The organism is Schlegelella aquatica, from assembly GCF_026013905.1.
GTDB classification, from domain to species: domain Bacteria; phylum Pseudomonadota; class Gammaproteobacteria; order Burkholderiales; family Burkholderiaceae_C; genus Caldimonas; species Caldimonas aquatica.
The window spans coordinates 1,599,633-1,621,344 of the sequence record NZ_CP110257.1 but is presented as its reverse complement, the minus strand read 5'-3'; the positions used below and the strand labels follow the sequence as shown (position 1 = coordinate 1,621,344).

The window sequence follows — 21,712 nt, the reverse complement described above, 5'->3', positions numbered from 1 at the left end:
TTGAGCAGCCCACCCATGGAGCACACCGAGTTTTTCCGTCCCCCGCATCGGCGTGAACCGGCTCCCCCTCGGGGGAACGGTGCGAGCGCGCCGCCGATCCACCGCGGCTCCATGCCTGCCCGGCCGTGGCGTGGCCTGGGCCGCGGCCTCGCCGAAGCCGCGTTGCGGGCACTGACGGGCCGCTCGCTGCCCCGCCCCCCGGCCGACGCGGCCTGGGAGCGAGCCGCGGTCGCCCGTCGCCGGATCTTCATCGCGCTGATCCTCGGCTGCAGTGCGGTGGCCACGGCGCTCATGGCGCACGTCCAGCCCGCCGACGGCGACCCCTGGCTCAAGTACGGGCAACTGGCCCTGTTTGCGCTGCTGTTCGCCTGGGTCTCGGCCGGCTTCGTCACTGCGCTCATGGGCTTCATGGTGCACCTGGGCGGCGATCCGCATTCCCTGTCCCGCCGCGACGCCGAAGGACAACCCTTGTCGGACGACGCCCGCACCGCCATCGTGATGCCCATCTGCAACGAGCACGTGCCGACGGTGTTCGCCGGTCTGAGGGCGACCTGCGAGTCGCTCGCCAGCACCGGGGCCCAGCGCCTGTTCGACGTGTTCGTCCTCTCGGACAGCAGCGATCCCGACGTGCGTGCCGCCGAGCTGGCCGCCTGGGCGGACCTGCGCGACCGGCTCGGGGGGCGAATCCGCATCTACTACCGCTGGCGCCAGCGCCGCACCAAGCGCAAGGCGGGCAACGTGGCGGACTTCTGCCGCCGCTGGGGCCGGGACTACCGCTACATGGTGGTGCTCGATGCCGACAGCGTGATGAGCGGCGACTGCCTCACCACCCTCGTGCGCCTGATGGAAGCGCACCCCATGGCCGGCATCATCCAAACCGCGCCCCAGGCCGTCGGCCACGCGACGTTGCATGCCCGCGCCCAGCAGTTCGCGAGCCGCGTCGTGGGCCGGCTCTTCACGCTCGGCATGCAGTACTGGCAGCTCGGCGAATCGCATTACTGGGGTCACAACGCGATCATCCGCGTCGAGCCCTTCATGAAGCATTGCGGCCTCGCCCCGCTCAAAGGCCGCGAGATCATGTCGCACGACTTCGTCGAGGCCGCTCTGATGCGCCGGGCGGGCTACGAGGTGTGGCTCGTGGGCGACCTGCAAGGCAGCTACGAGCAGCAGCCCCCCAATCTCATCGAGGAGTTGCACCGCGACCGCCGCTGGTGCCAGGGCAATCTGCAGAACGCCGGGCTGATGGCCGAGCCGGGGTTGCACGGGGTGCACCGCGCGATGCTCTTCACCGGCGTCATGGCCTACCTCTCGGCCCCGCTATGGCTGGCCTTCATGCTGCTGGGCGGCGCCTTGTGGTTTGCGGGCGCCGATGCCGGGCCCGTCGCGCAGGACCTGCCACGCGTCGTGACGGCCCTGTGGGTGGCCACGCTCACGATGTTGGTGCTGCCGCGGGTTCTGGGCATCGTCGCCATCGTCTTGCGTCAGGAGCAGCGCTTCCATGGCGGCACCTTGCGCCTGGTGCAAAGCGCGCTGCTCGAAGCGGGCCTGTCGATGTTGCAGGCGCCGGTGCGCATGGTGGCTCACACCTTGTTCGTGCTGGGCCCCCTGACGGGCGTGCGCATCGATTGGAAATCGCCGCCCCGCGAGGCCGAGTCCATCGGATGGGCCGAAGCCGCGCGACGCTTCGCGCCCATCGGGCTGGCTGCACTGGCGGTGCTCTCGGTCGCCGCGCTGCTGAACCCGACGGCCATGCTGTGGCTGATGCCCGTGGCCGTCCCGCTCGTGCTCGCGGTGCCGATGATCGTCCTGACGAGCCAGGAGGGGCTGGGCGAGTCGATCCGCGCGCGCAACCTGCTGCTCATCCCCGAGGAGGCGTGGACCCCAGCGGTGTTGCGGCACGCGTGGGCCTACGCCAAACGGTGGACGCGCGAAGTGCGCTGGTCGGACGTGCTGCTCGACGCCCGCCTGTTCGAGATCGCCCGACGTGCACCCGGCCGCCGCCTGGCACATACCGGCCTGCGCGCCGAGGCCCGCCGTCGTCACTTGCAAGCGCTGCTCAAGACCCCCGGCGCCGGGCTGTCGCGCGACGACAAGTTGCGCGCGCTGGCCGAGCCGGCCTGGCTTTCGATGCTGCGCGAACACCGCGACACGTGGGGCTGGACACCGCGGGCGGCTGCTTCGCGGTCACCCTCTGCGCTTCAAGCCGCCGCGGCTCAGGGAGCCAAGCCCGCCAGCGCCTGAGTCCGCGGGCTGAGCCCCTCGGCCCGCGGCCCTTCCCCTTTCTTGCCGCGTTCGCGGGGCCCAGGGCCTCGCTTTTCTTTGGCGCCTTCTTCCGCGCTGCCCGCCTTCCTGGGCGGTGGGGCTCGGCCCCCTGCACCGCGGCCCCGCCGGCGGGACCGCCGCTTGCAAGGGGATAGGGGTCTACCCTTGGCGATCCCAGTCGGCCGCGAAATACTTCACGATGTATTCCACGCCTGGGCTCGCCCAGCGCCAGTGGAAGCCCGTGCTACGCCGCCCGCGGTGGCAAACTCCCCTCCCGCATGTCCGAACCGCCTCTGTCCATGCCTGTCTCGCCCAGCGCCGCAGCACCCGGCGCTGCGCCTGGGCGGCCCCGCACGGCGGCCGACCGGGCCACGGAGGCGGTCGTCGGCGTCTTGCTGAGCATGGTCTTCGTCGGCCTGATCGCACTCACCGGCGCCGGCCGGGGCGCCCTCCTCGTCGCGGCCCTGAGTGCCAGCGCAGCCTGGGGCGGTGTGTGCGCGGTGCTGTGCCGGCGGGGGTTGTCGCTGCTCGGCCTGTGGCGACGCCGTTGGATCGCACGGCTCGCGCAGGCTGACTCCGGCCAGGAGATGCGCCGCGCGCTCGCACAAGCCCTGCCCGCTTCGGTCGCCGAGGCCGTCGAGGCCGAGGATGTGGCGCGCCTGCAGGCGCTCGCGGCGCAGCAGGGCCGCCACGCCGAGCGAGCCGATCACCTCCAGGTGCTCATGGCGGCGCTGGCTGCGATGCTGGCCCCGCTGCCCCTGTGGTGGCCGTTCGTGATGGTGGCCGACACCGCCCTCGCCTTGCGGCTGGTGCATGGCACCGCGGCCGTCTGGCTCTTCCTGTTGGGCGCCTGGGCGGCCCGCCGCGCCGGGGTGTCGCCCTGGCTCGCCGCGGGCGGCCTCGCGCTGCTCGCCGGCATGCTGGGGACGATGCACGCCTGGCTGCGCGGCTGATTCAACGCACCCTGTCCGCCGCGGCGGGTTCCAGCCGCAAGACTTCTTTCGCTGGCGCATCCCATAGCGGGACGTACTCCACGTGCGCCCATCGGTGCACGAAGTCCCGGTAGGCCCGCACGAGCGGCAGCCCCGGCTGTCCGGTCGAATGGATCACGCGCGAGCGCGAAGGGTCCTGCAGGTCGTACAAGGCCCGAAAGCTCGGCCCGTGCTCGTTCAGGTAGCGCTCGCCGGTGACCGTATCGGCGCTCAGGTTCACCCGCGCGGCGTTGACGGTGTAGGTGTCGCCGCCCACCGGCACACGCAGCTCGAAGAACCGGGCCAACGCCGGGACCTTGCTGAACGGCCGGTGCTCGCTGCGCGCTTGGTGTGCGGCGCCCCAACGCCACCGGGCCGGGTCGGGCCCCTGCAGTTGCTGGAGTTCGTCGAGCGCCAGCCCCAGAGCCCGATTGCTCATCTCGGCGCAGTGCTCCGCGGCCGGGGTGCGTTTGTCGTCGCACCACCAGGCGTCCTGGCGCTCCAGCACCCGCTCCATCGCGTCGTAGAAGTTCCGACCGTTCAGCCGGCTCCACAGGCCGTCGCCCAGCTCATCGCCGAACAGCAGCGCCTGCAGGTGGCGCGTCCACGCCCAGAGGATCAACGGCGCCGCGCGGTCGGCCTCCATGCGCCCGTCGAATCCCTCCAGCTGCGCCAACGCAGCCGCGGCCAGGGGGTGCGCCGAGCGCGCCGACCGCAGATGAGGCAAGAGCTTGCGGGCCGCCAAGGACGTGATGTCCGCATGGATCGCAGCCAAGCTGTTCATGTCGTGCCGCGGCCGCGCCTCCAGCAGTTCCTCGATGCGCTGCTGACGGTAGGGCAGCGTCCACTCGCTCGTGATGAAGTGGGGGTAGTCGGCCGCATGGATGCGTTGGTTCGCGGTGGCGATCCACCCCCGCGCAGGGTCCCGCTCCCGCGGGGTGAGCGAGGGGTCCAGGTAGCCTTGCCAGTCGTACCGGGCTTCCCACCCCGGCGCCGGCACCAGCCCCTTGAGGTCGTGATCGGCCCGCCGCAGCGGCACCCGGCCGGCCGCGACCATCGCGATGTGCCCCGCACGGTCGGCCACGACCATGTTCTGCATCGGCGCCACATGCAGGGCGCTCGCTCGGATGAACTCGTCCACCGAACGCGCTCGGTTGAGCGCGAGGCCCGCCTCGACGGTGGTGTTGGGCACGTCCAGAGCCGTCCAGCGCATCGCGAGCACGTAGCGCGAGCTCTGGGCCGGCCCCGTCAAGCCCTCGGCGACCCCCGGCGCGTCGGAGATCACGGGGCCGTGCCGGCTCGCGCGGACCGTCATGCGCACGTCGGGGCGGCCCTTGACGCGGATGACCTCCTCGCGCGTCTCGAAGGGCTGCCAGCCGTCGGGCGTGCGGTAGCGCGTCGCGTCCTGCGGGTGCAGTTCTTCGAGGTAGAGGTCCTGGACGTCCGGGGCCGTGTTGGTGAACCCCCAGGCAATGTGCTCGTTCTGTCCCAGCACCACCATCGGCAGCCCGGGCATGGTGGCACCCGCCACGCGCAGGCCCGGCGCCTCCAGCCTCGCGACGTACCACAGCGCCGGCGCGCTGAGCTTCAGGTGGGGGTCGTTGCCGAGCAACGGCGCGCCTGTCGTCGTGCGAGTGCCGGCCAGTACCCAGTTGTTGGAGCCCACCCCTTCCACGCCGGACTCGGGGGCCGCCAGCTCGGCCTGCCTGCCGAGATCGGGGTCCACCTTCAGTTCGCGGAAGAGCTGGACGTAGTCGGCCGTCGCCAGCGGCGCATCACCGGGATACGGGGGCAGGAGCTCGTTGATCCGGTTCAGCGGCAGGCGCAGCCCGAGCCGCATGCGCAGCAGTTCGTTGTTCCAGTTCGCGCCGAGGTCCCACGCCATCATGATCGCCCAGGCGAGGCTGTCGGCCGGCTCCCACGGGGTCGGCTCCAGGCCCAGGATCACGAACTCGGGCGGGCGGGCCGTCATGTGCTGCCGTACGTGGGCGTTGATGCCGTCGGCATAGGCCTGCAGAAGCTCCCTCGTCTGCCCGCGCACCTGCTCCCATTGCCGCCGCGCCGTCTCGCGCACGCTCAACGCGCGCAGGAACTGGTCGTTCTTCAGCGCCGGTTCGCCGAACGCCTCGGCCAGCCGGCCCGCCCCGATACGCTGGTGCGTCTCGAGCTGCCAGAGCCGGTCCTGCGCGTGGACGAATCCCAGCCCGAAGGCCAGGTCCCGCAGGTTCTGCGCACGGATGGTCGGAATGCCGTGGGCATCACGTTCGATCGAGATCGCCGCCAGGGGCCCCTGGACCTCGAGCCGCCCCTGCGTCTCAGGGACGGCCCGCCATGCGTAGAGCCCCAAGCCCACGACCGTGGTCACGACGACCACCAGCAGCGCCACCGCCGCCCGCTTCATCCATTTCGACACAGCCCCTCCAGCTCCTCGCCCGCGGCACCGCACCCGGGCACTCACTCACCCGACCGACGATGTCCCGGGCGTCGTCGTCAGCCTCACCCTGTCCGTCGCCCGAGACCCGTCAGGTCCTTGCGCTCAGCGCGAGGCGCACCCCCAACGCCACGAACACCCCGCCCACCACCTTGTCGATCCAGCGCCCGGGCCCGCCGCCCCGAGCCCGCAGCCTCGCCTGCAGGGTGCCCGCAGCCGCCGCGGCCGCGAGATTCACCGCCGTGCCGGTGGCCGTGAACAAGAGACCCAGTATCGTGAATGCCCAGGCCTTGCCCGGGCTCGAGGCGTCGATGAACTGCGGCAGAAAGGCAAGGAAGAAGAGCGCCACCTTCGGGTTGAGCACATTGACCAGCATGCCCTGCACGAACACCCCGTCCGTGGCCCGGGGGGCCCCACCGTCGGCCGCCGGGCCGCGCCGCCACAGCAAGGCAAGGCCCGCGTACACCAGGTAAGCCGCGCCCAGGTACTTCACCAGCTCGAAGGCCCAGGGCGAGGAGGCGATGACCGCCGAGATGCCGACCGCGGCCAGCCCCACGTGCACCAAGCACCCCGCTCCGATGCCGAGCGCGGCAAGCCAGCCGGCCCTCACGCCGCGCGACGTGCTCGTGCCGATGACGTAGAGCATGTCGGGCCCCGGCGTGAAATTGAGGAGCAGCCCCGCGGCCAGGAACAACGGCAGGTCGTGGACCGCGTCCATGTCACACCCTCCCGAGGCCGAGCACGCCCTGCGCGGCTGTCCGCAGGTGGTGGCGGGCCCGCGCGGTGCACGAGCCAGCGAGCCTGCGTTCGGACGACGCGACTGCGGTGCAATGCAGACGGGCGCTCATGGTCGTTCTCCTTGTTGCCGGTGCATCCTAGCTGGTCGCGCAGAAACATGCAGAATGACGAGACGCGTCGCTTGCCGGCGCTGCTGCTGTCGCGCGAACCCATGAACATCATCATTCTGGACGACTACCAGGACGCGGTGCGCAAGCTCAAGTGCGCCGCCAAGCTGGAACCGTACAACGCCAAGGTTTTCACCAACACCGTCAAGGGCATCGGGCAGCTCTCGGTGCGGTTGCGTGATGCCGACGTCCTGGTGCTGATCCGCGAGCGCACGCAGCTTCCCCGGCAGCTGCTCGAAAAGCTTCCCCAACTCAAGCTCATCTCCCAGACGGGTCGCGTGGGCCCGCACATCGACCTCGACACCTGCACCCGCATGGGCATCGCAGTGGCCGAAGGCGTCGGCTCCCCGGTGGCGCCGGCCGAGCTCACCTGGGCCCTCATCATGACGTCGATGCGCCGGCTGCCGCAGTACATCGGCAATCTCAAGCACGGTGCATGGCAGCAATCGGGCTTGAAGGCCGCCTCGATGCCACCCAACTTCGGCATCGGCATGGTGCTGCGCGGCAAGACCCTCGGCATCTGGGGCTACGGCAAGATCGGCCAGCTCGTGGCGGGGTACGGGCGCGCCTTCGGCATGCGCGTCCTCATCTGGGGCAGCCCGTCGTCGCGCGAGAAGGCGGTGGCCGACGGCTACGAGGCCGCCGCCTCGCGCGAAGAGTTCTTCGAGGCCAGCGACGTGCTCAGCCTGCACCTGCGCCTCGTCGATGCGACGCGGGGCATCGTGCGGCTCGACGACCTGCTGCGCATGAAGCCCACGGCCCTGTTCGTCAACACCTCGCGCGCCGAACTGCTCGAGGAAAACGCCCTGGTCACCGCCCTCAACCGCGGCCGGCCCGGCATGGCGGCGGTCGACGTCTTCGAAAGCGAACCGATCCTGCAAGGTCACCCGCTGCTGCGGCTCGAGAACGCCGTGTGCACCCCGCACATCGGCTACGTCGAGCTGGACAGCTACGAACTCTACTTCAGCGCCGCGTTCGACAACGTCGTCAACTTCATCCAGGGCAACCCCACCAACATCGTCAACCCGGACGCCCTGAAGGTCCTGCGACGCTGAAGCGCCCCGCTACACTGCGCGGATGGCCATTTCATCGGATGATTCGCTCGCTGCGCCCCTGGGGCGGCCGCAGGGGCTCGGTGAACTCTTCTGGGTCTTCAACCGCCTGGCGCTCCAGGGCTTCGGCGGCGTTCTGCCGGTGGCGCAGCGCGAACTCGTGGAGCGCGTGCGCTGGCTGACGCGCGAGGACTTCCTCGAACTGCTCTCGATCGGGCAAATGCTGCCCGGCCCCAACGTGGTCAACGTCGCGCTGATGATCGGCGACCGCTTCTTCGGTCTGCGCGGGGCCTTCGTCGCGCTGGCGGGAATGCTCGCCGCACCCACCGTCATCGTGTTGACCCTTGCAGCCTTGTACGGCCACTTCGCCGAGCAACCGGCGGTCGCCGGCGCGCTGCGCGGCATGGGAGCCGTCGCGGCGGGGCTCGTCCTGGCCACGGCGATCAAGCTCGCCGCCACCTTGCGGCGCTCGCCCCTGGGCGTCGGCCTCGCCTCGGCGCTGGCCGTCGCCACCACCGCCCTGGTGGCGGTATGGCGCTGGCCGCTCGTGTGGGTGCTGGCAGCGCTCGGGCCTCTCGCGCTGACGCTGGCGGCTCGGAGGCTTCGGCGATGAACGTCCTCTCCCTCGGCGAGTACGTCGAGCTGATCGGCCACTTCATGGTCCTTTCGATCATCGCCATCGGCGGGGCGATCACCACCGCACCCGAGATGCACCGCTACCTGGTGCTCGAACGCGGCTGGATGTCGGATGCGCAGTTCACCGGCTCGATCGCGCTCGCCCAGGCTGCACCGGGGCCCAACATCCTGTTCGTCGCGGTCTTGGGGTGGACGGCGGCCGGGCCCTGGGGGGCGCTCGTCACCATGCTCGGCATCATGCTGCCCTCGACCACACTCGCATTGGCGGCCGCGCGCTGGGGCCGTGCCCGGCGCGACACGCTGGCGGTGCGGGCCTTCACGGCGGGCATGGCGCCCCTCACGGTGGGGCTGCTGTTCTCGACCGGTTGGGTGCTGACCGAGCCCACGCGCACCTCTGCGGTGGCCCTCGTGCTGGTGGTCGGCTCGGCCGCCCTCCTGTTACGCACCCCCGTGAGCCCGATGTGGCTCATCGCCGCGGGTGCGGTCAGCGGAGCACTGGGCTGGGTGTGACGTCGCCTCCGAGCAGGGGCGCTCAGGCCAAGGCGGTGTCGATGACGGCGGCCAACCTGTCGGCGGCCTCGGGCCCCAGCGCCTCGGCAGCCTCGGCCGCAGGGGGCTCCCGGAAGCGGACCTCCGCCCTGCCATCGGGCAGTGCGACGACCACGAGCGCCAGCGGCGCGTCGATGCGCCGGGCCTGCTCGTCCACGAGGACGGGAGTCACGCCTTCCGGCAGCCCGAGCACGAGCGCAGCGCCTTCCGACGCGACACCGGCCGGAGCGGACACCTTGGCGAGCACCGAGTAGCCGCAGCCCCGAGCGGCGGCTTCGAGCTTGCGCAAGGTCTCGCCCGGTCCGTAAGGGCTGTGACGTGCCGAGGATGGCCGCTCCACATGGGCGCGCGCGAACTCCGCACTGACGGCCGCCATCACGACCGCCAGGCACCCGGTCAGCCAGATCCGCACTCCATGGCTCATCTCGATCTCCTGCGCCAACGGCCACTGGGTTTCCGTTGCCCTCGGAAGGTTTCCCGGCACGAGGTAAGGGAGTGTTGCAGCGAGGCTCCCCCACCCCACGCGGCGGCAAGCGCCACGCCGCTCAAGCGTAGGCCAGCTTCCCGCCGCCTACGACTGGCAAATGTGCCAATGGCGCGTGACAGACGCATGAAAGCGCTGCCGCGCGAGCCGATGAAGCGCCCGGATGTCCGGCAGAAGCCGACCGCTACTCGTGCTTGGTGCCGAAGATCTTGTCGCCCGCGTCCCCGAGCCCCGGGATGATGTAGCCCTGCGCGTCGAGGTGGCTGTCGATGGCCGCCGTCCAGCAGCGCACGTCCGGGTGCGCGGCGTCGAGCGCACGCACTCCCTCGGGCGCCGCCACGAGCACGAGCGCCCGGATGTCGCGGCAGCCCTTGCGTTTGAGCAAGTCGACAGTGGCGATCATCGATCCCGCGGTCGCCAGCATCGGATCGATGATGAGCGCCGTGCGCGCGGCCAAGTCCCCGACGAACTTCTCGAAGTAGTGCTCGGGCTCCAGCGTGTCGTGGTTGCGCGAAAGACCGACGACGCTGATCTTCGCGTTGGGAACCATGTCCAGCACCCCGTCCAGCATCCCCAGCCCCGCGCGCAGGATGGGCACGACGGTGACCTTCTTGCCGCGGATCTGGTCCACCTCGGTCGGGCCGCTCCAGCACTGGATCGTCGTCTTCTCGAGCGGGAAGTCGGCGGTGGCCTCGTAGGCGAGGAGGCGCGCCACTTCCGCCGTCAGCTCGCGGAACTTCTTGGTGGAGATGTCGGCCTCGCGCATGAGGCCCACCTTGTGCTTGACGAGGGGGTGCTTGACTTCGATGACGGGCATGACGACAAAGGCGGCCGCTGCCGGCGCGCCGCAGGTGGATGCAATGCGGCAAGTGTAGCGAGCGCCGGCCTGCGGGTTCAGGTGGTCACGAACAGCCGGGGCACGGCCTCGGCGGCCGCCCCCCGAGGCGGACGTCAGGCCCCGCCGGGCGAGAGGCTGGCCGGCGAAGCCGCTGCCCGCTGACGCAAGGCCTCGTACAGGCACACACCGCTGGCCACCGAGACGTTCAGGCTCTCGACCGCCCCACGCATGGGGATGCGCACCAGCTCGTCGCAGCTCTTGCGCGTGAGCTGCCTCATGCCCGGCCCTTCCGCCCCGAGGACCAGCGCCACGCCGGCGCGCAGATCCGCCTCGTAGAGCGTCTTCGGGGCGTCTTCGGCCGTTCCGATGACCCAGATGTTGCGCTCCTTGAGTTCCGCGAGCGTGCGCGCGAGGTTGGTCACCATGAAGTACGGCATCGTCTCTGCCGCACCGCTCGCCACCTTCGCTACCGTCGCATTCACGCCGACTGCATGGTCCTTCGGTGCGATGACGGCGTGCGCACCGGCGCCGTCCGCCACCCGCAGGCAAGCGCCGAGATTGTGAGGATCGGTCACGCCGTCGAGCACCAGGAGCAAGGGCGGCTCGCTCAAAGCGTCCAGCAAGTCGTCGAGCGAACGGACCGCGGACAGCGGCGACACGCGAGCGACCACCCCCTGGTGACGGTGGGTGCCGCACAGCTTGTGCAGCCTGTCGTCATCGCTCTCGATCAACCGGGCCCCTGCTTCCTGCGCGCGGGCAAGGAACTGCCGCATCCGCTGGTCGCGTCGGGACGCGTCGTAGTAGATCTCCTGGACGGACTCGGGCGCGGTCTTCAGCCGAACGGTGACGGCGTGGAAGCCGAAGAGGATCTTTGCACTCATCCGCCCATCTTAGGGCAGCGCCACCTCGGAAGGCTCCATGGGCACCACACGTCCGGCTTCAAGCCGGATCTGGCGGTCGCAGCGGGCGGCGATCTGCCGGTCGTGAGTCACCAGTACGAGCGTGGTCCCGCGCTCCCGGTTGAGCTCGAACATCAGGTCCATCACCTTCTCTCCGGTGGCGAAGTCGAGGCTGCCCGTCGGCTCGTCGGCCAGGAGCAGCGCCGGTTGCACCACGAAGGCGCGTGCCAGGGCGACGCGCTGCTGTTCGCCGCCCGACAGCACCTTGGGGTAGTGATGCAGGCGCTCGCCCAGCCCCACCCGGTGCAGCATCTCGCCGGCGGCCTTGCGGGCGTCGCGGCGCCCCTGCAACTCGAGCGGCAGCATCACGTTCTCCAGGGCCGTCAGATTGCCCATCAGCTGAAAGCTCTGGAACACGAAACCGACCTTCTCGGCGCGCACGGCGGCTCGCGCGTCCTCGTCCAGCGCAAACAGGTCCTGCCCGGCCAGCCGCACGGTGCCCTCGCTCGGCGTGTCCAGCCCGGCGATGATCCCCAACAACGTCGACTTGCCGGAGCCCGAGGCACCCACGATCGCCACCGATTCCCTCGGCATGAGGGCGAAATCGATATCCTGCAGAATCGTGAGTTCCCCGGTGGAGTCCTTCACGCGCTTGGTCAAACGCTCCACGACGATGATGGGTTGGGACATGACGTGCCTTGAGAATCGACGCCGCGACTTTATCCTGCAACTCGGGGCCGTTCTCGCCCTGGGGGCGATGGCCCCACATGCCCGAGGCGCCGCCCGCGCGAAGATTCTCGTGCTGGGCGACAGCTTGTCGGCCGAGTACGGGTTGCGACGCGGCAGCGGCTGGGTGGCGTTGCTCAAGCAGCGGCTCGAGCGCGAGGGTGTCAAGGCCGAGGTGGTCAACGCGAGCATCAGTGGCGAGACCACCTCCGGCGGCCGCTCCCGCCTGCCGGCGCTGCTCCAGCAGCATCGCCCCACCCACGTCGTGATCGAACTCGGAGGCAACGACGCCCTCCGGGGCCTGCCGCTGGAGATGACCCGCTCGAACCTCGAGGCCATGGTGCTCGCGGCCCAGGAGGCCGGGGCGCAGGTGCTGCTGGTCGGCATGCGCATGCCCCCCAACTACGGCAGGAAGTACGGCGAGGAGTTCAGCGGCCTCTTCCGCGAGGTGGCACGCGAGCGGAAAACCGAACTCGTGCCCTTCTTTCTTCAGGGCATCGCCGACGTGCCCGGCGCCGAGCACTGGTTCCAGCCGGATCGCATCCACCCCAACGAGTCGGCCCAGGAACGCCTGCTCGAAAACGTGTGGCCGGTGCTGGAACGCATGCTCAAGCGACGCTGAGCCCGAGCGCCGCCACCCGCGGGCGGGCGACAATACCGCATGGCCGTACAGTTCGTCACCGCCGCCGAGGCCCTGGCTCGGCTGGCAGAGTTCGACACCGTCATCGACGCTCGGTCTCCCGCCGAGTACGCCGAGGACCGCCTGCCCGCAGCGGTCAATTGGCCCGTGCTCGACGACGAGGAGCGCGCGCGAGTCGGCACGATCTACAAGCAGGTCTCGGCCTTCGAGGCCCGCAAGGTGGGGGCCGCCCTCGTCTCGCGCAACATCGCGGCGCACCTCGAGCGTGAAATGCCCGGGCGACCCAAGCACTGGAAGCCGCTCGTCTATTGCTGGCGCGGCGGCAAGCGGTCCGGCTCGCTCGCGCTGGTCCTGGACCAGATCGGCTTTCGCACCTGCGTGCTCGAAGGCGGCTACAAAGCCTTCCGCGCACAGGTCCGCGAGGACCTCGACCGCCTACCCGCCAAGCTGGACTTGCGGGTGGTGTGCGGACGCACCGGTAGCGGCAAGACGCGGCTGTTGCAGGCGCTGCGCGCAGCCGGGGCGCAGGTCCTCGATCTGGAGGGCCTGGCCTGCCACCGCGGCTCGGTGCTCGGTGTGCTGCCCGGGCAGCCGCAGCCGTCGCAGAAGCACTTCGAGACGCGGATCTGGCATGAGCTGCGTGGCTTCGACCCTGCTCGCCCCGTCTACGTGGAAAGCGAAAGCCGAAAGGTCGGCAACCTGCGCGTGCCGGAGGTGCTCATGGAGCGTATGCGCCGCGATTCGGAGTGCATCCGCGTGGAACTGCCCGACGAGTCGCGCGTGCGGTTGCTGATGGAGGACTACGACTTCTTCCTGCGCGACGTGGACCTTTTCGAGCGACAGCTCGAGTGCCTCGTCGAGCTGCGCGGCCGCGCCGTGGTGGACCGCTGGAAAGCCCTGGCCCGCGGCGGCGAGATGGCCCAGGTCTGCCTCGAGCTGATGCACACCCACTACGACCCGGTCTATCTCAAGTCCATGCAGCGCAACTTCGCCCACTTCGAGCAGGCCCGCGTCGTGCAGCCACGCTCCGGAGATCCGGACGAACTGACCCGGGTCGCGGCCGAACTCCTCGCCGGCGAAAACACCGCCTTGCCGGCGTGAGGCTTGGCGCCCGGCCGCCCGAAGCCGGGCCGTCACCACCCTCGGGGGGTGGGGCGCAAGCCCCGGGGGCAAAGACATAAGGCCCGGCGCCCGGCCGCCCGAAGCCGGGCCGCGCACGCGGCCCTCGGTGTGCGCTTCAGTGCATGTGCAAGCCGCCGTTGATCGAGAAGTCCGCCCCCGTGGCAAAACCGGACTCGTCCGAGGCCAACCAGCCCACGATGGAGGCGATCTCTTCCGGCGTGCCGAGCCGCCGCACGGGGATGGTCGCGATGATCTTCTCGAGGATCTCGGGCTTGATCGAACGGACCATGTCGGTACCGATGTAGCCGGGGCTCACCGTGTTGACCGTCACGCCCTTGGCCGCGAGCTCCTGGGCGAGCGCCATGGTGAAGCCATGCATGCCGGCCTTGGCGGCCGAGTAGTTGGTCTGCCCGGCTTGCCCCTTCTCGCCGTTGACCGAGCTGATCTGGATGATCCGGCCCCACCCGCGCTCGACCATGTCCGGCACGACCTGCTTGGTGACGTTGAACATCGAGTTGAGGTTGGTGTCGATCACCGCGTGCCAGTCTTCCGGCGTCATCTTGAGGAACATGCGGTCCCGCGTGATGCCGGCGTTGTTCACCAGCACGTCGATCGGCCCGTGCTCGGCCTTGGCCTTCGAGAACGCCTCGACCGTGGATTCCCAGTCGGCGACGTTGCCCACCGAAGCATAGAACGTGAAGCCCAGCTCGCGCTGCTGCGCAAGCCACTTCTCGTAGTCTCGGCTGGGGCCGCAGCCCGCGATCACCTTGTAGCCCATCTTGGCCAGCCGCTGGCAGATCGCGGTACCGATGCCTCCCATGCCGCCTGTGACGTAAGCGACTCTTTGTGTCATTGTCGTTGCTCCTTCGAAAAACCAGTCTCGTCGTGACGAGGGTTGCGCCGTTCGCCGCTGCGGTCAACCCGTGTTCCCCCTGCCCCCCGTCGCCGCGCGTGCCGCTCAGCGTTCCACCGTGAGCGCCACACCCATGCCACCCCCGATGCACAGCGACGCGATCCCCTTGTGCGCATCGCGCCTTGCCATCTCGTGCAACAGCGTGACCAGGATGCGGCAGCCCGAGGCGCCGATCGGGTGACCGAGCGCGATGGCCCCGCCGTTGACGTTGACCTTGCTCGTGTCCCAGCCCATTTCCTTGTGCACCGCACACGCCTGGGCCGCGAACGCCTCGTTGATCTCGAGCAGGTCCAGGTCCGCCGGCTTCCAGCCCGCGCGCTCCAGCGCCTTGCGTGCGGCGGGCACCGGTCCCATGCCCATGTAGGCGGGATCGAGGCCGGCACTGGCATACGAGGCAACGCGCGCCAGCGGCTTCAGGCCCAGCTGCTCGGCCTTGCGCGCGCTCATCACCACCACCGCCGCCGCACCGTCGTTGATGCCCGAGGCATTGCCGGCCGTGACGCTTCCGCTCTTGTCGAAGGCGGGCCTCAGTCCGGCCAGCGCCTCGGCATTCGTCTTGCGGTTGACGAACTCGTCCGTATCGAAAGGCACCGGCTCGCCCTTCTTCTGCGGCAGCATCACCGGCACGATCTCGTCCTTGAACTTCCCCGCATCCTGCGCCGCGGTCGCCTTACGCTGCGACTCCAATGCCAGCTCGTCCTGCATCTCGCGCGAGATGCCGTACTTCTTCGCGACGTTCTCGGCCGTGATGCCCATGTGGTACTGGTTGTAGACGTCCCACAGGCCGTCGGTGATCATCGAGTCGATCATCTTCCAGTCACCCATGCGCTGCCCCTCGCGCGAGCCGAGGAGCACGTGCGGCGCGAGGCTCATGTTCTCCTGCCCGCCGGCCACGACGATCTCGGCATCCCCGTCGCGAATCGCCTGGGCGGCGAGCATCACGGCCTTGAGGCCGGAGCCGCACACCTTGTTGATCGTCATGGCGGGAACCGCATGGGGCAGGCCGGCTTTGATCGCCGCTTGCCGCGCCGGGTTCTGCCCGCAGCCGGCCTGGAGCACCTGGCCGAAGATCACCTCGCTGACCTGCTCGCCCTGGAGGCCGGCGCGCCGCAGCGCCTCGGCGATGGCCACCGCCCCCAGTTCGGTGGCCGGCGTCTTGGACAGGCTGCCGCCGAACTTGCCGATGGCCGTGCGCACGGCCGAAACGATGACGATGTCGCTCATGAGTCGCTCCTGATGTGTGTCCGAATTCGGGTGCGGCAACGGAATGCCCTCAGGCCCGTTGCTTGACATACCGGCCCGGCGCCGGCTCGATCGGCCGGTACGTCCGGTTGCCGGGGCTCTTGGGTGCCGCCACCTGCTTGCCGGAATGCGAGGTGATCCATTCCGACCACCGGGGCCACCAGCTTCCCGGGTGTTCGGTGGCCCCGGCCAGCCAGGCGTGCGCATCCGCAGGCAGTTCCGGGTTCAGCCAGTGGCTGCGCTTGTTCTTGGCCGGCGGGTTGATGACTCCGGCGATGTGCCCGGAGGCCCCCAGCACGAAGCGCTTGTCGCCTTTGAGCAGGCGCGTCGAGGCGTAGGCTCCTTCCCACGGCACGATGTGATCTTCTCGCGAGCCGTAGATGAAAGCCGGTGCCTCGATACGCCCGAAGTCCACCGGCACGCCGCACACCTTGACCTTGCCGGGCTGCGCCAGGTTGTTCTCGAGGTAGGTGTTGCGCAGGTACCAGCAATACATCGGGCCGGGCAGGTTCGTGCTGTCCGAGTTCCAGTACAGCAAGTCGAAGGGAGGAGGCGTCTCCCCCTTGAGGTAGTTGCCCACCACGTAGTTCCAGACGAGGTCGTTGGGGCGCAGGAACGAGAAGGTCGCCGCCAGATCGCGCCCCTGCAGGAGCCCCCCGCCGGTGGGGCTCTGCTCTCCGATGGTCATCTCGCGCACGCGCACGGACGCCTCATCGACGAAGATGTCGAGCACGCCGGTGTTGCTGAAATCGAGGAACGACGTCAGCAGCGTCAAGCTCCCCGCCGGCTGCTCACCGCGACCGGCAAGCACCGCCAGTGCCGTGCCCAGCATCGTGCCGCCGACGCAAAAGCCCAGCGTGTTGATCTGCTCCTGCTTGGCCACGTCCTGGACGATCCCGATGGCGCGAATCACCGCGTCTGCGATGTAATCGTCCCACGTGCGCTTGGCGATGGACTCGTCGGCATTGCGCCAGCTGATGAGGAAGACCCGCAAGCCCTGGTCCGCCGCATAGCGCACGAACGAGTTCTCGGGCTGCAGATCCAGGATGTAGTACTTGTTGATGCACGGCGGCACGATCAGCAAGGGGCGCTCGTACACGTCGGCGGTGCGCGGCGCGTACTCGATCAGCTGGAACAGCTCGTTCTCGTAGATCACGCTGCCTTCGGTCGTGGCGACGTTGCGCCCCACCTCGAACATCGACTCGTCCGTCTGCGACAGATGCCCGCGCCGGACGTCCTCCAGCAAGTGCTGCACTCCCTGCGCGATGCTCTGGCCCCTGCTCTCGAGGGCCTTGCGCTGCGCCTCCGGGTTGAGTGCGAAGAAGTTGCTCGGCGCGGTGGCATCGATCCACTGCTGCACGGCGAACCGGATGCGGGCCTTCGTCTTGTGGTCGGCCTGCACGCTCTCGGCCAGCTGCATCATCGTGCGGGCGTTCAGCAGGTACATCGCAGCCATGTAGGCCGCGGCCGGATTCTGGGTCCAGGCCTCGTCGGAAAAGCGCCGGTCCGGCAAGGACAGCCCCTGCCCGGCGTGCAAGATGGTCTTGTTCCAGATCTCGGCCGCCTCGCGCAGGTACTCGGCCTGCAGCATGGCCCAGCGCTGCATCGGCACCGGTGCCGCCTGCACCCCTTTCAGCTGGGTCCACACGGCTTCCAGCGAAGGCATGGCGCCGAAAAAGGGCGCGGCACTGGCTTCCCGAGCCCCGGTCTCGTGCTCGCCCGCTTGCTGCTGTTTCATCTTGTCCTCGCCATCGAGGGGGCCATCGGGGTTTCGCGCCGGGCCGCCCGCATGTCCTGCGGCCCGTTTGTACACTGCCTGGCTCGCTTTGCCGGTCTTCGTCGTCGTCGTGCGTTGACGTTTATCAATCGGGCTCGTTTGCCTTTTCACTGGCTCTCCTCGATGTACCTGGTCGCAATCGTCTGGCTCTACATTGCGCTTATGATGGCCGTGGCCGAAGCCACGCACACGCAAGGCACCGTCCTGGGCGCGGTCTTCACGTTCATCCTGTACGGCGCTGCGCCGGTGGCGCTGGTGACGTACCTCCTCGGCACGCCCGGTCGGCGGCGTGCGCGCCGGGCGGCACAGGCTGCACACGCCGCCCGCGCTGTCGGCCCCTTGCCCCTGGCGTCACCCACGCTCGATCCAGACGAGCGCCGCCATGCGCCCGGTGACACGGTCTCGCCGGAACGAATAGAACCTTGAGTCGTCCTCGACGGTGCACCAGCGGCCGCCCGTCACCTGCCGAACGCCCGCCCGCGCCAGGCGCGTGCGGGCCAGCCCGGCGAGGTCGGCCCGCCACTTCCCGGAAGAAGCCGGGTGGAAATGCCCCCGCGCCTCGGGGCCTATCGACTCCTCGAAGGCCATAAGCACATCCTCTCCCACCTCGAACCGGCGTGGGCCGATGCAAGGTCCGAGCCAGGTCACGATCTCATCCGGGCGCGATCCGGTGCCCTCGCACAGCGCGTGCAAGGTGGCCTCCAGGACGCCACCGGCCAGCCCGCGCCAACCCGCATGGGCCGCGGCCACCCCGCGGCCTTGCGGCGCAGCGAAAAGCACGGGCAGACAGTCGGCGACCATCACGACGCACGCCAGGCCGGGCTCGCTCGTCCAGGCGCCGTCGGCCCTCGGCAAGGCGTCGCTTGCGGGCATGGAAAGGCGCACGACGGTGCACCCGTGCACCTGGTCCAGGAACACGGGTCGCGCTCCGATCGCCTGCGCGAGCCATTGCCGATGACGCTCGACGGTGTGCGGATCGTCACCGACATGCAAGGCGAGGTTGAAGCCCCGGTAGGGCGCGGCACCGAGGCCGGCACAGCGCGTCGTCATCACCGCCCGAACGCCAGCCGGGGCATCCCACTCTGGGGTGATCCAGCCAGAGCGCAGGTCGGCGAGCGGTGCGGCTGTCATCGTCGCGAGGCCGATTCAGCCCTGAGCGTCAGGACAGCGGGAAGGCTGGGCCGCCACGAAGGCGGGATGCTGCATGCACTGCTCGAACACGCGCATGACAGTGGGCAGGTGATCGAGGCGGCAGTCGAAGCGTTGGGCATTGAAGATTTGCGGCACCAGCACGCAGTCGGCCAGCGTGGGTCGATCCCCGTGACAGTAGCGGCCCGTGCCGGCCTCGTCGCGCAGCCGGGCTTCCACCACCTCCAGCCCGGATTCCACCCAGTGCCGGTACCAGGCATTCTTGGCCTCTTCGCTGACGCCGAGCTGATCCTTCAGGTACTTGAGCACCCGCAGGTTGTTGAGGGGGTGGATCTCGCAGGCGATGTCCAGCGCCAGGGAGCGCACGCGCGCCCGGCCGGCCGCATCCCGGGGTAGCAGCGGCGGTTCCGGCTGGACTTCGTCCAGGTACTCGATGATGGCCAGCGACTGGCTGAGGCGCTGCTCGCCATCGACGAGCAGTGGCACCAGCCGCGCCGGCGCGAGACCGGCGTAGTCGGCCGTGAGCTGCTCTCCCTTGACCAGATGCACCGGCACGTACTCGTACGCCAGCCCCTTGAGCGCCAGCGCGATGCGCACCCGAAACGAGGCCGAGGATCGGAAGTAGTTGTAGAGCTTCATGCGCCGCAGTGTAGCGAGGCCGCGCTCGCCCGGGTGGCTATCATCGCGGCCTTGCCTTTCGCACCGTCCGATGCTTCGTTGGTCTGCCTGCCCGCCTGCCACCCGAACGCTGCGCCGCTGGCTCGCGGCGGCCGGCTCGCTCACCGCCCATCTGAAGCGCACGAGCCACCGGTTCGCGGTGGAAGTGCGGCGCCAGTCGGGCCCCGTCGGGGCACGCAGCCCCCTGCTCGCCCTGAGGCAGGGACGCCCCTTGCGGCACCTGCGCGAAGTGGCCCTGCACGCCGACGGGCTCCCCTTGGTTTACGCGTGCAGTGGGGTCGAATCGAGCGCCCGGCGGGGCCCTTGGCGGGCGCTGCGGGGGCTGGGCACCCGGCCTCTGGCCGAACTGCTCTTCGGCGACGGGCGCATCCGCCGCGCCTCGATGCAGTGGTGCAAGCTCCCCGCTGCCCACCCGCTCGGCCGGCGAGCCGACCGGGCGGGGGTCCGCGGCCGCGGCCCGCGGTGGGCGCGGCGATCGGTCTTTCGCCAGCGAGCGAGCCGTCTGGCGCTGATCGAAGTCTTCAGCCCGAGCGTCGCCGAGCGGCGGCCTTTGCCTCCCCCGGCTCGAAGGCGTTGAGCCGCTCGCCTCAGTCGACGATGCGCACACGCAAGGGGGGCAGGCCCTCGATGTGGCCCTCGAGAAGATCGCCACTCACCACGGCCCCCACCCCTTCCGGTGTGCCGGTGAAGATCAGATCCCCCGGGGCGAGCGTCCACGCGGACGACAGGTGCTCGATGATCTCGGGCACGCTCCAGATCAGCTTGCTGGTGCGACTGCGCTGCCGCACCTCACCGTTGACCTCGAGCCGGATCTCCGCGTCGAGCACGCCGGGCGCTTCGCTCGCGCGCACGATCGGGCCGATCGGCGCCGCCTCCTCGAAGCCCTTGCCGATGCACCAGGGGCGCCCCTGCTTTTTCATCTCGTTCTGCAGGTCCCGCCGGGTCATGTCCAGGCCCACCGCGTAGCCCCACACATGCTCCAAGGCCTGGCCCGCGGGAATGTCCCTGCCGCCCTGGCCGATGGCCACGACCAGCTCCAACTCGTGGTGCAGATTCTTCGTGAGACTCGGGTAGTGCATGCTGCCCAGGGCGCCCTCGTCCACCGGCACCACGGCGTCGGCCGGTTTCAGGAAGAAGAACGGCGCCTCCCGCCCGGTGTGCCCCATCTCGATGGCGTGTTCCACGTAGTTGCGGCCCACACAATAGATCCTGCGCACCGGAAAGAGCCCGCCGCCGCGCACCGGCACCCGAGGCACGGGTGGCGCTTGAATCACGTCCGTCAAGTTGAACTCCTCTCGAGGTTGGAACAGCCCATGCTAGCGCGTTCGCACGCAGGCGGCAGCCGCCTCGGGTGACCCGCTACACTGCCCCCATGCTTCTTGCGCGACAAATCAAGTTTTGCCGGGCTTGCGGCACCGCGGTGCAGTACGTCATCCCCGTCGACGACAACCGGGAGCGGGCCGTGTGTCCGGCCTGCGGCACGATCCACTACGAAAACCCGTTGAACGTGGTCGGCACCCTCCCGGTCTGGGAGGATCAGGTGCTGCTGTGCCGACGCAACATCGAGCCCCGGTACGGGCTGTGGACGCTGCCCGCCGGCTTCATGGAGCTCGGCGAGACGACGGAACAGGGCGCCGTGCGCGAGACCGAGGAGGAAGCCGGTGCGCGCGTGGAGTTGCAGGGGCTCTACACCCTGCTCAATGTCGTGCGCGTCGGGCAGGTGCACCTGTTCTATCGGGCCCGACTGCTCGACACGCGCTTCGAGCCGGGCCCCGAGACGATCGAGGCCCGCCTGTTCCGGGAGTCGGAGGTGCCCTGGGACGAGATTGCCTTCCGCACGGTGCGCGAAACGCTGAGGCATTACTTCGAGGACCGCGCCCGCGGCCGGTTCGAGCTGCATACGGGAGACATCGGCTGACGCGCAGCCCCTCCCGCGGGGGCCATCCGGCTGGTGAGCCCCTGGGTCATCCCCGCACAGCGGTGCGCAGGCGCTCGCGGGAGTCGATCTCAGCCTCCGGGTCCAGTTCCATTGCGATCTGCGTGCACACGACCCGGCACAACTCGGCAACCCGAGCGCTTTCGAGCCGGTAGTAGATCTGGGTGCCCTCGCGACGCTTGCCCAGCACACCGCAGCGGTACAGCATCGCGAGGTGCTGCGACATGTTGGGCTGCGTCGTATCGATCTGCTGGAGCAGTTCCGAGACGTTCTTTTCCCCGTTGCACAGGGCGCTGATGATCTTCAGACGGATGGGCGTGGCCAGCACCGAGAAAAGCTCGGCAGCCGACTCGAAGACCCGATCCTCGCTGCGCTTGAGATCCATGCTGGTTGCCGGTATGCGTGCTCTTGAATATAGCGATTCACGGCAGGACGCGCAGCCGGGAATCCCCCGCCCTGCCCGCCCTCGCGTGACAGGCAATCCCGGCCCGAACCGGCGTCC

22 protein-coding genes are annotated in these 21,712 nt (G+C 69.5%); 9 read left to right on the top strand and 13 right to left on the bottom strand.

The window, feature by feature from the left end; genetic code table 11:
• Window positions 1–15 precede the first annotated feature (15 nt).
• Both mdoH and OMP39_RS07295 read left to right on the top strand, forming a co-directional pair.
• Window positions 16–2,241, top strand: a complete 2,226-nt coding sequence (mdoH, locus tag OMP39_RS07300) for a glucans biosynthesis glucosyltransferase MdoH (RefSeq protein WP_264894319.1) — start codon at window positions 16–18, stop codon at window positions 2,239–2,241.
• 299 nt (window positions 2,242–2,540) lie between these two features.
• Complete coding sequence (locus OMP39_RS07295; RefSeq protein WP_264894318.1) at window positions 2,541–3,215, top strand: hypothetical protein; 675 nt, start codon at window positions 2,541–2,543, stop codon at window positions 3,213–3,215.
• A 1-nt stretch (window position 3,216) separates the two neighbouring features.
• Here OMP39_RS07295 and OMP39_RS07290 read toward each other — a convergent pair whose 3' ends face one another.
• Both OMP39_RS07290 and OMP39_RS07285 read right to left on the bottom strand, forming a co-directional pair.
• Entirely contained in the window at window positions 3,217–5,646 is a 2,430-nt protein-coding gene (locus tag OMP39_RS07290) for a penicillin acylase family protein (RefSeq protein ID WP_264894317.1), read from the bottom strand.
• A 109-nt stretch (window positions 5,647–5,755) separates the two neighbouring features.
• Window positions 5,756–6,382: a LysE family translocator gene (locus OMP39_RS07285; protein WP_264894316.1), complete on the bottom strand. Its 627-nt coding sequence runs from the start codon at window positions 6,380–6,382 to the stop codon at window positions 5,756–5,758.
• 231 nt (window positions 6,383–6,613) lie between these two features.
• On the opposite strand from OMP39_RS07285, the gene OMP39_RS07280 reads away from it, so the two are divergent.
• Genes OMP39_RS07280 through OMP39_RS07270 form a run of 3 tightly spaced genes read left to right on the top strand, consistent with a single transcriptional unit; the run spans window position 6,614 to window position 8,767 of the window.
• Window positions 6,614–7,624 carry a D-2-hydroxyacid dehydrogenase family protein gene (locus OMP39_RS07280; protein WP_264894315.1) on the top strand — a complete coding sequence of 337 codons (1,011 nt, stop codon included), beginning with the start codon at window positions 6,614–6,616 and terminating at the stop codon, window positions 7,622–7,624.
• Window positions 7,625–7,646: 22 nt separating this feature from the next.
• A complete protein-coding gene (locus tag OMP39_RS07275) occupies window positions 7,647–8,234 on the top strand; it encodes a chromate transporter (RefSeq protein ID WP_264894313.1) in 588 nt (195 codons plus the stop codon).
• Window positions 8,231–8,767 carry a chromate transporter gene (locus OMP39_RS07270; RefSeq protein WP_264894312.1) on the top strand — a complete coding sequence of 179 codons (537 nt, stop codon included), beginning with the start codon at window positions 8,231–8,233 and terminating at the stop codon, window positions 8,765–8,767. The genes OMP39_RS07275 and OMP39_RS07270 overlap by 4 nt, the downstream gene beginning before the upstream one ends.
• A gap of 22 nt (window positions 8,768–8,789) precedes the next feature.
• On the opposite strand, the gene OMP39_RS07265 is transcribed toward OMP39_RS07270, so the two are convergent.
• The 4 genes from OMP39_RS07265 to OMP39_RS07250 all read right to left on the bottom strand — a co-directional run bounded on the left by OMP39_RS07265 (window position 8,790) and on the right by OMP39_RS07250 (window position 11,717).
• A complete protein-coding gene (locus OMP39_RS07265; protein WP_264894311.1) occupies window positions 8,790–9,230 on the bottom strand; it encodes a type 1 periplasmic-binding domain-containing protein in 441 nt (146 codons plus the stop codon).
• Between the two features lie 244 nt (window positions 9,231–9,474).
• Window positions 9,475–10,107 (bottom strand): uracil phosphoribosyltransferase, encoded by a 633-nt coding sequence (gene upp, locus OMP39_RS07260; RefSeq protein WP_264894310.1) that lies wholly within the window; start codon window positions 10,105–10,107, stop codon window positions 9,475–9,477.
• 134 nt (window positions 10,108–10,241) lie between these two features.
• Window positions 10,242–11,009 (bottom strand): 23S rRNA (guanosine(2251)-2'-O)-methyltransferase RlmB, encoded by a 768-nt coding sequence (gene rlmB, locus OMP39_RS07255; protein WP_264894309.1) that lies wholly within the window; start codon window positions 11,007–11,009, stop codon window positions 10,242–10,244.
• Between the two features lie 9 nt (window positions 11,010–11,018).
• On the bottom strand, window positions 11,019–11,717 hold the full coding sequence (locus OMP39_RS07250; RefSeq protein WP_264894308.1) for an ABC transporter ATP-binding protein: 699 nt from the start codon (window positions 11,715–11,717) through the stop codon (window positions 11,019–11,021).
• Window positions 11,718–11,784: 67 nt separating this feature from the next.
• On the opposite strand from OMP39_RS07250, the gene OMP39_RS07245 reads away from it, so the two are divergent.
• The gene (locus OMP39_RS07245; protein ID WP_264894307.1) at window positions 11,785–12,375 is read left to right on the top strand and encodes an arylesterase; all 591 of its coding nucleotides are present in this window, start codon (window positions 11,785–11,787) and stop codon (window positions 12,373–12,375) included.
• A gap of 39 nt (window positions 12,376–12,414) precedes the next feature.
• Window positions 12,415–13,494, top strand: coding sequence for a tRNA 2-selenouridine(34) synthase MnmH (gene mnmH, locus OMP39_RS07240; RefSeq protein WP_264894306.1), 1,080 nt, complete (start codon window positions 12,415–12,417; stop codon window positions 13,492–13,494).
• 136 nt (window positions 13,495–13,630) lie between these two features.
• On the opposite strand, the gene phbB is transcribed toward mnmH, so the two are convergent.
• The 5 genes from phbB to maiA all read right to left on the bottom strand — a co-directional run bounded on the left by phbB (window position 13,631) and on the right by maiA (window position 19,235).
• Window positions 13,631–14,368, bottom strand: a complete 738-nt coding sequence (gene phbB / locus OMP39_RS07235) for an acetoacetyl-CoA reductase (RefSeq protein WP_264894305.1) — start codon at window positions 14,366–14,368, stop codon at window positions 13,631–13,633.
• 105 nt (window positions 14,369–14,473) lie between these two features.
• Window positions 14,474–15,652, bottom strand: a complete 1,179-nt coding sequence (locus OMP39_RS07230; protein WP_264894304.1) for an acetyl-CoA C-acetyltransferase — start codon at window positions 15,650–15,652, stop codon at window positions 14,474–14,476.
• Between the two features lie 49 nt (window positions 15,653–15,701).
• Complete coding sequence (locus tag OMP39_RS07225) at window positions 15,702–17,408, bottom strand: PHA/PHB synthase family protein (RefSeq protein ID WP_425340668.1); 1,707 nt, start codon at window positions 17,406–17,408, stop codon at window positions 15,702–15,704.
• 390 nt (window positions 17,409–17,798) lie between these two features.
• Window positions 17,799–18,578: a peptidoglycan editing factor PgeF gene (gene pgeF / locus OMP39_RS07215; protein ID WP_264894303.1), complete on the bottom strand. Its 780-nt coding sequence runs from the start codon at window positions 18,576–18,578 to the stop codon at window positions 17,799–17,801.
• Window positions 18,579–18,593: 15 nt separating this feature from the next.
• Window positions 18,594–19,235 (bottom strand): maleylacetoacetate isomerase, encoded by a 642-nt coding sequence (maiA, locus tag OMP39_RS07210; RefSeq protein WP_264894302.1) that lies wholly within the window; start codon window positions 19,233–19,235, stop codon window positions 18,594–18,596.
• Here maiA and OMP39_RS15405 point away from each other — a divergent pair.
• A complete protein-coding gene (locus OMP39_RS15405; protein WP_425340667.1) occupies window positions 19,234–19,851 on the top strand; it encodes a chorismate--pyruvate lyase family protein in 618 nt (205 codons plus the stop codon). The genes maiA and OMP39_RS15405 overlap by 2 nt on opposite strands.
• Before the next feature lie 10 nt (window positions 19,852–19,861).
• On the opposite strand, the gene OMP39_RS07205 is transcribed toward OMP39_RS15405, so the two are convergent.
• Window positions 19,862–20,557 carry a fumarylacetoacetate hydrolase family protein gene (locus OMP39_RS07205; protein ID WP_264894301.1) on the bottom strand — a complete coding sequence of 232 codons (696 nt, stop codon included), beginning with the start codon at window positions 20,555–20,557 and terminating at the stop codon, window positions 19,862–19,864.
• Between the two features lie 89 nt (window positions 20,558–20,646).
• Here OMP39_RS07205 and OMP39_RS07200 point away from each other — a divergent pair, with 89 nt between their 5' ends.
• Entirely contained in the window at window positions 20,647–21,192 is a 546-nt protein-coding gene (locus OMP39_RS07200; protein WP_264894300.1) for an NUDIX hydrolase, read from the top strand.
• Window positions 21,193–21,238: 46 nt separating this feature from the next.
• On the opposite strand, the gene OMP39_RS07195 is transcribed toward OMP39_RS07200, so the two are convergent.
• A complete protein-coding gene (locus OMP39_RS07195; protein WP_264894299.1) occupies window positions 21,239–21,595 on the bottom strand; it encodes an ArsR/SmtB family transcription factor in 357 nt (118 codons plus the stop codon).
• Window positions 21,596–21,712 lie beyond the last annotated feature (117 nt).

Coding starts and splice junctions, on each gene's coding strand:
- maiA (WP_264894302.1), bottom strand. CDS start 19,235: ATGAAGCTCTACAACTACTTCCGATCCTCGGCCTCGTTTCGGGTGCGC.
- OMP39_RS07285 (WP_264894316.1), bottom strand. CDS start 6,382: ATGGACGCGGTCCACGACCTGCCGTTGTTCCTGGCCGCGGGGCTGCTC.
- upp (WP_264894310.1), bottom strand. CDS start 10,107: ATGCCCGTCATCGAAGTCAAGCACCCCCTCGTCAAGCACAAGGTGGGC.
- OMP39_RS07280 (WP_264894315.1), top strand. CDS start 6,614: ATGAACATCATCATTCTGGACGACTACCAGGACGCGGTGCGCAAGCTC.
- pgeF (WP_264894303.1), bottom strand. CDS start 18,578: ATGACAGCCGCACCGCTCGCCGACCTGCGCTCTGGCTGGATCACCCCA.
- mdoH (WP_264894319.1), top strand. CDS start 16: ATGGAGCACACCGAGTTTTTCCGTCCCCCGCATCGGCGTGAACCGGCT.
- mnmH (WP_264894306.1), top strand. CDS start 12,415: ATGGCCGTACAGTTCGTCACCGCCGCCGAGGCCCTGGCTCGGCTGGCA.
- phbB (WP_264894305.1), bottom strand. CDS start 14,368: ATGACACAAAGAGTCGCTTACGTCACAGGCGGCATGGGAGGCATCGGT.
- OMP39_RS07195 (WP_264894299.1), bottom strand. CDS start 21,595: ATGGATCTCAAGCGCAGCGAGGATCGGGTCTTCGAGTCGGCTGCCGAG.
- OMP39_RS07250 (WP_264894308.1), bottom strand. CDS start 11,717: ATGTCCCAACCCATCATCGTCGTGGAGCGTTTGACCAAGCGCGTGAAG.
- OMP39_RS07230 (WP_264894304.1), bottom strand. CDS start 15,652: ATGAGCGACATCGTCATCGTTTCGGCCGTGCGCACGGCCATCGGCAAG.
- OMP39_RS07295 (WP_264894318.1), top strand. CDS start 2,541: ATGTCCGAACCGCCTCTGTCCATGCCTGTCTCGCCCAGCGCCGCAGCA.
- OMP39_RS07275 (WP_264894313.1), top strand. CDS start 7,647: ATGGCCATTTCATCGGATGATTCGCTCGCTGCGCCCCTGGGGCGGCCG.
- OMP39_RS07200 (WP_264894300.1), top strand. CDS start 20,647: ATGCTTCTTGCGCGACAAATCAAGTTTTGCCGGGCTTGCGGCACCGCG.
- OMP39_RS15405 (WP_425340667.1), top strand. CDS start 19,234: ATGCGCCGCAGTGTAGCGAGGCCGCGCTCGCCCGGGTGGCTATCATCG.
- OMP39_RS07270 (WP_264894312.1), top strand. CDS start 8,231: ATGAACGTCCTCTCCCTCGGCGAGTACGTCGAGCTGATCGGCCACTTC.
- OMP39_RS07265 (WP_264894311.1), bottom strand. CDS start 9,230: ATGAGCCATGGAGTGCGGATCTGGCTGACCGGGTGCCTGGCGGTCGTG.
- OMP39_RS07225 (WP_425340668.1), bottom strand. CDS start 17,408: ATGAAACAGCAGCAAGCGGGCGAGCACGAGACCGGGGCTCGGGAAGCC.
- OMP39_RS07245 (WP_264894307.1), top strand. CDS start 11,785: ATGGCCCCACATGCCCGAGGCGCCGCCCGCGCGAAGATTCTCGTGCTG.
- rlmB (WP_264894309.1), bottom strand. CDS start 11,009: ATGAGTGCAAAGATCCTCTTCGGCTTCCACGCCGTCACCGTTCGGCTG.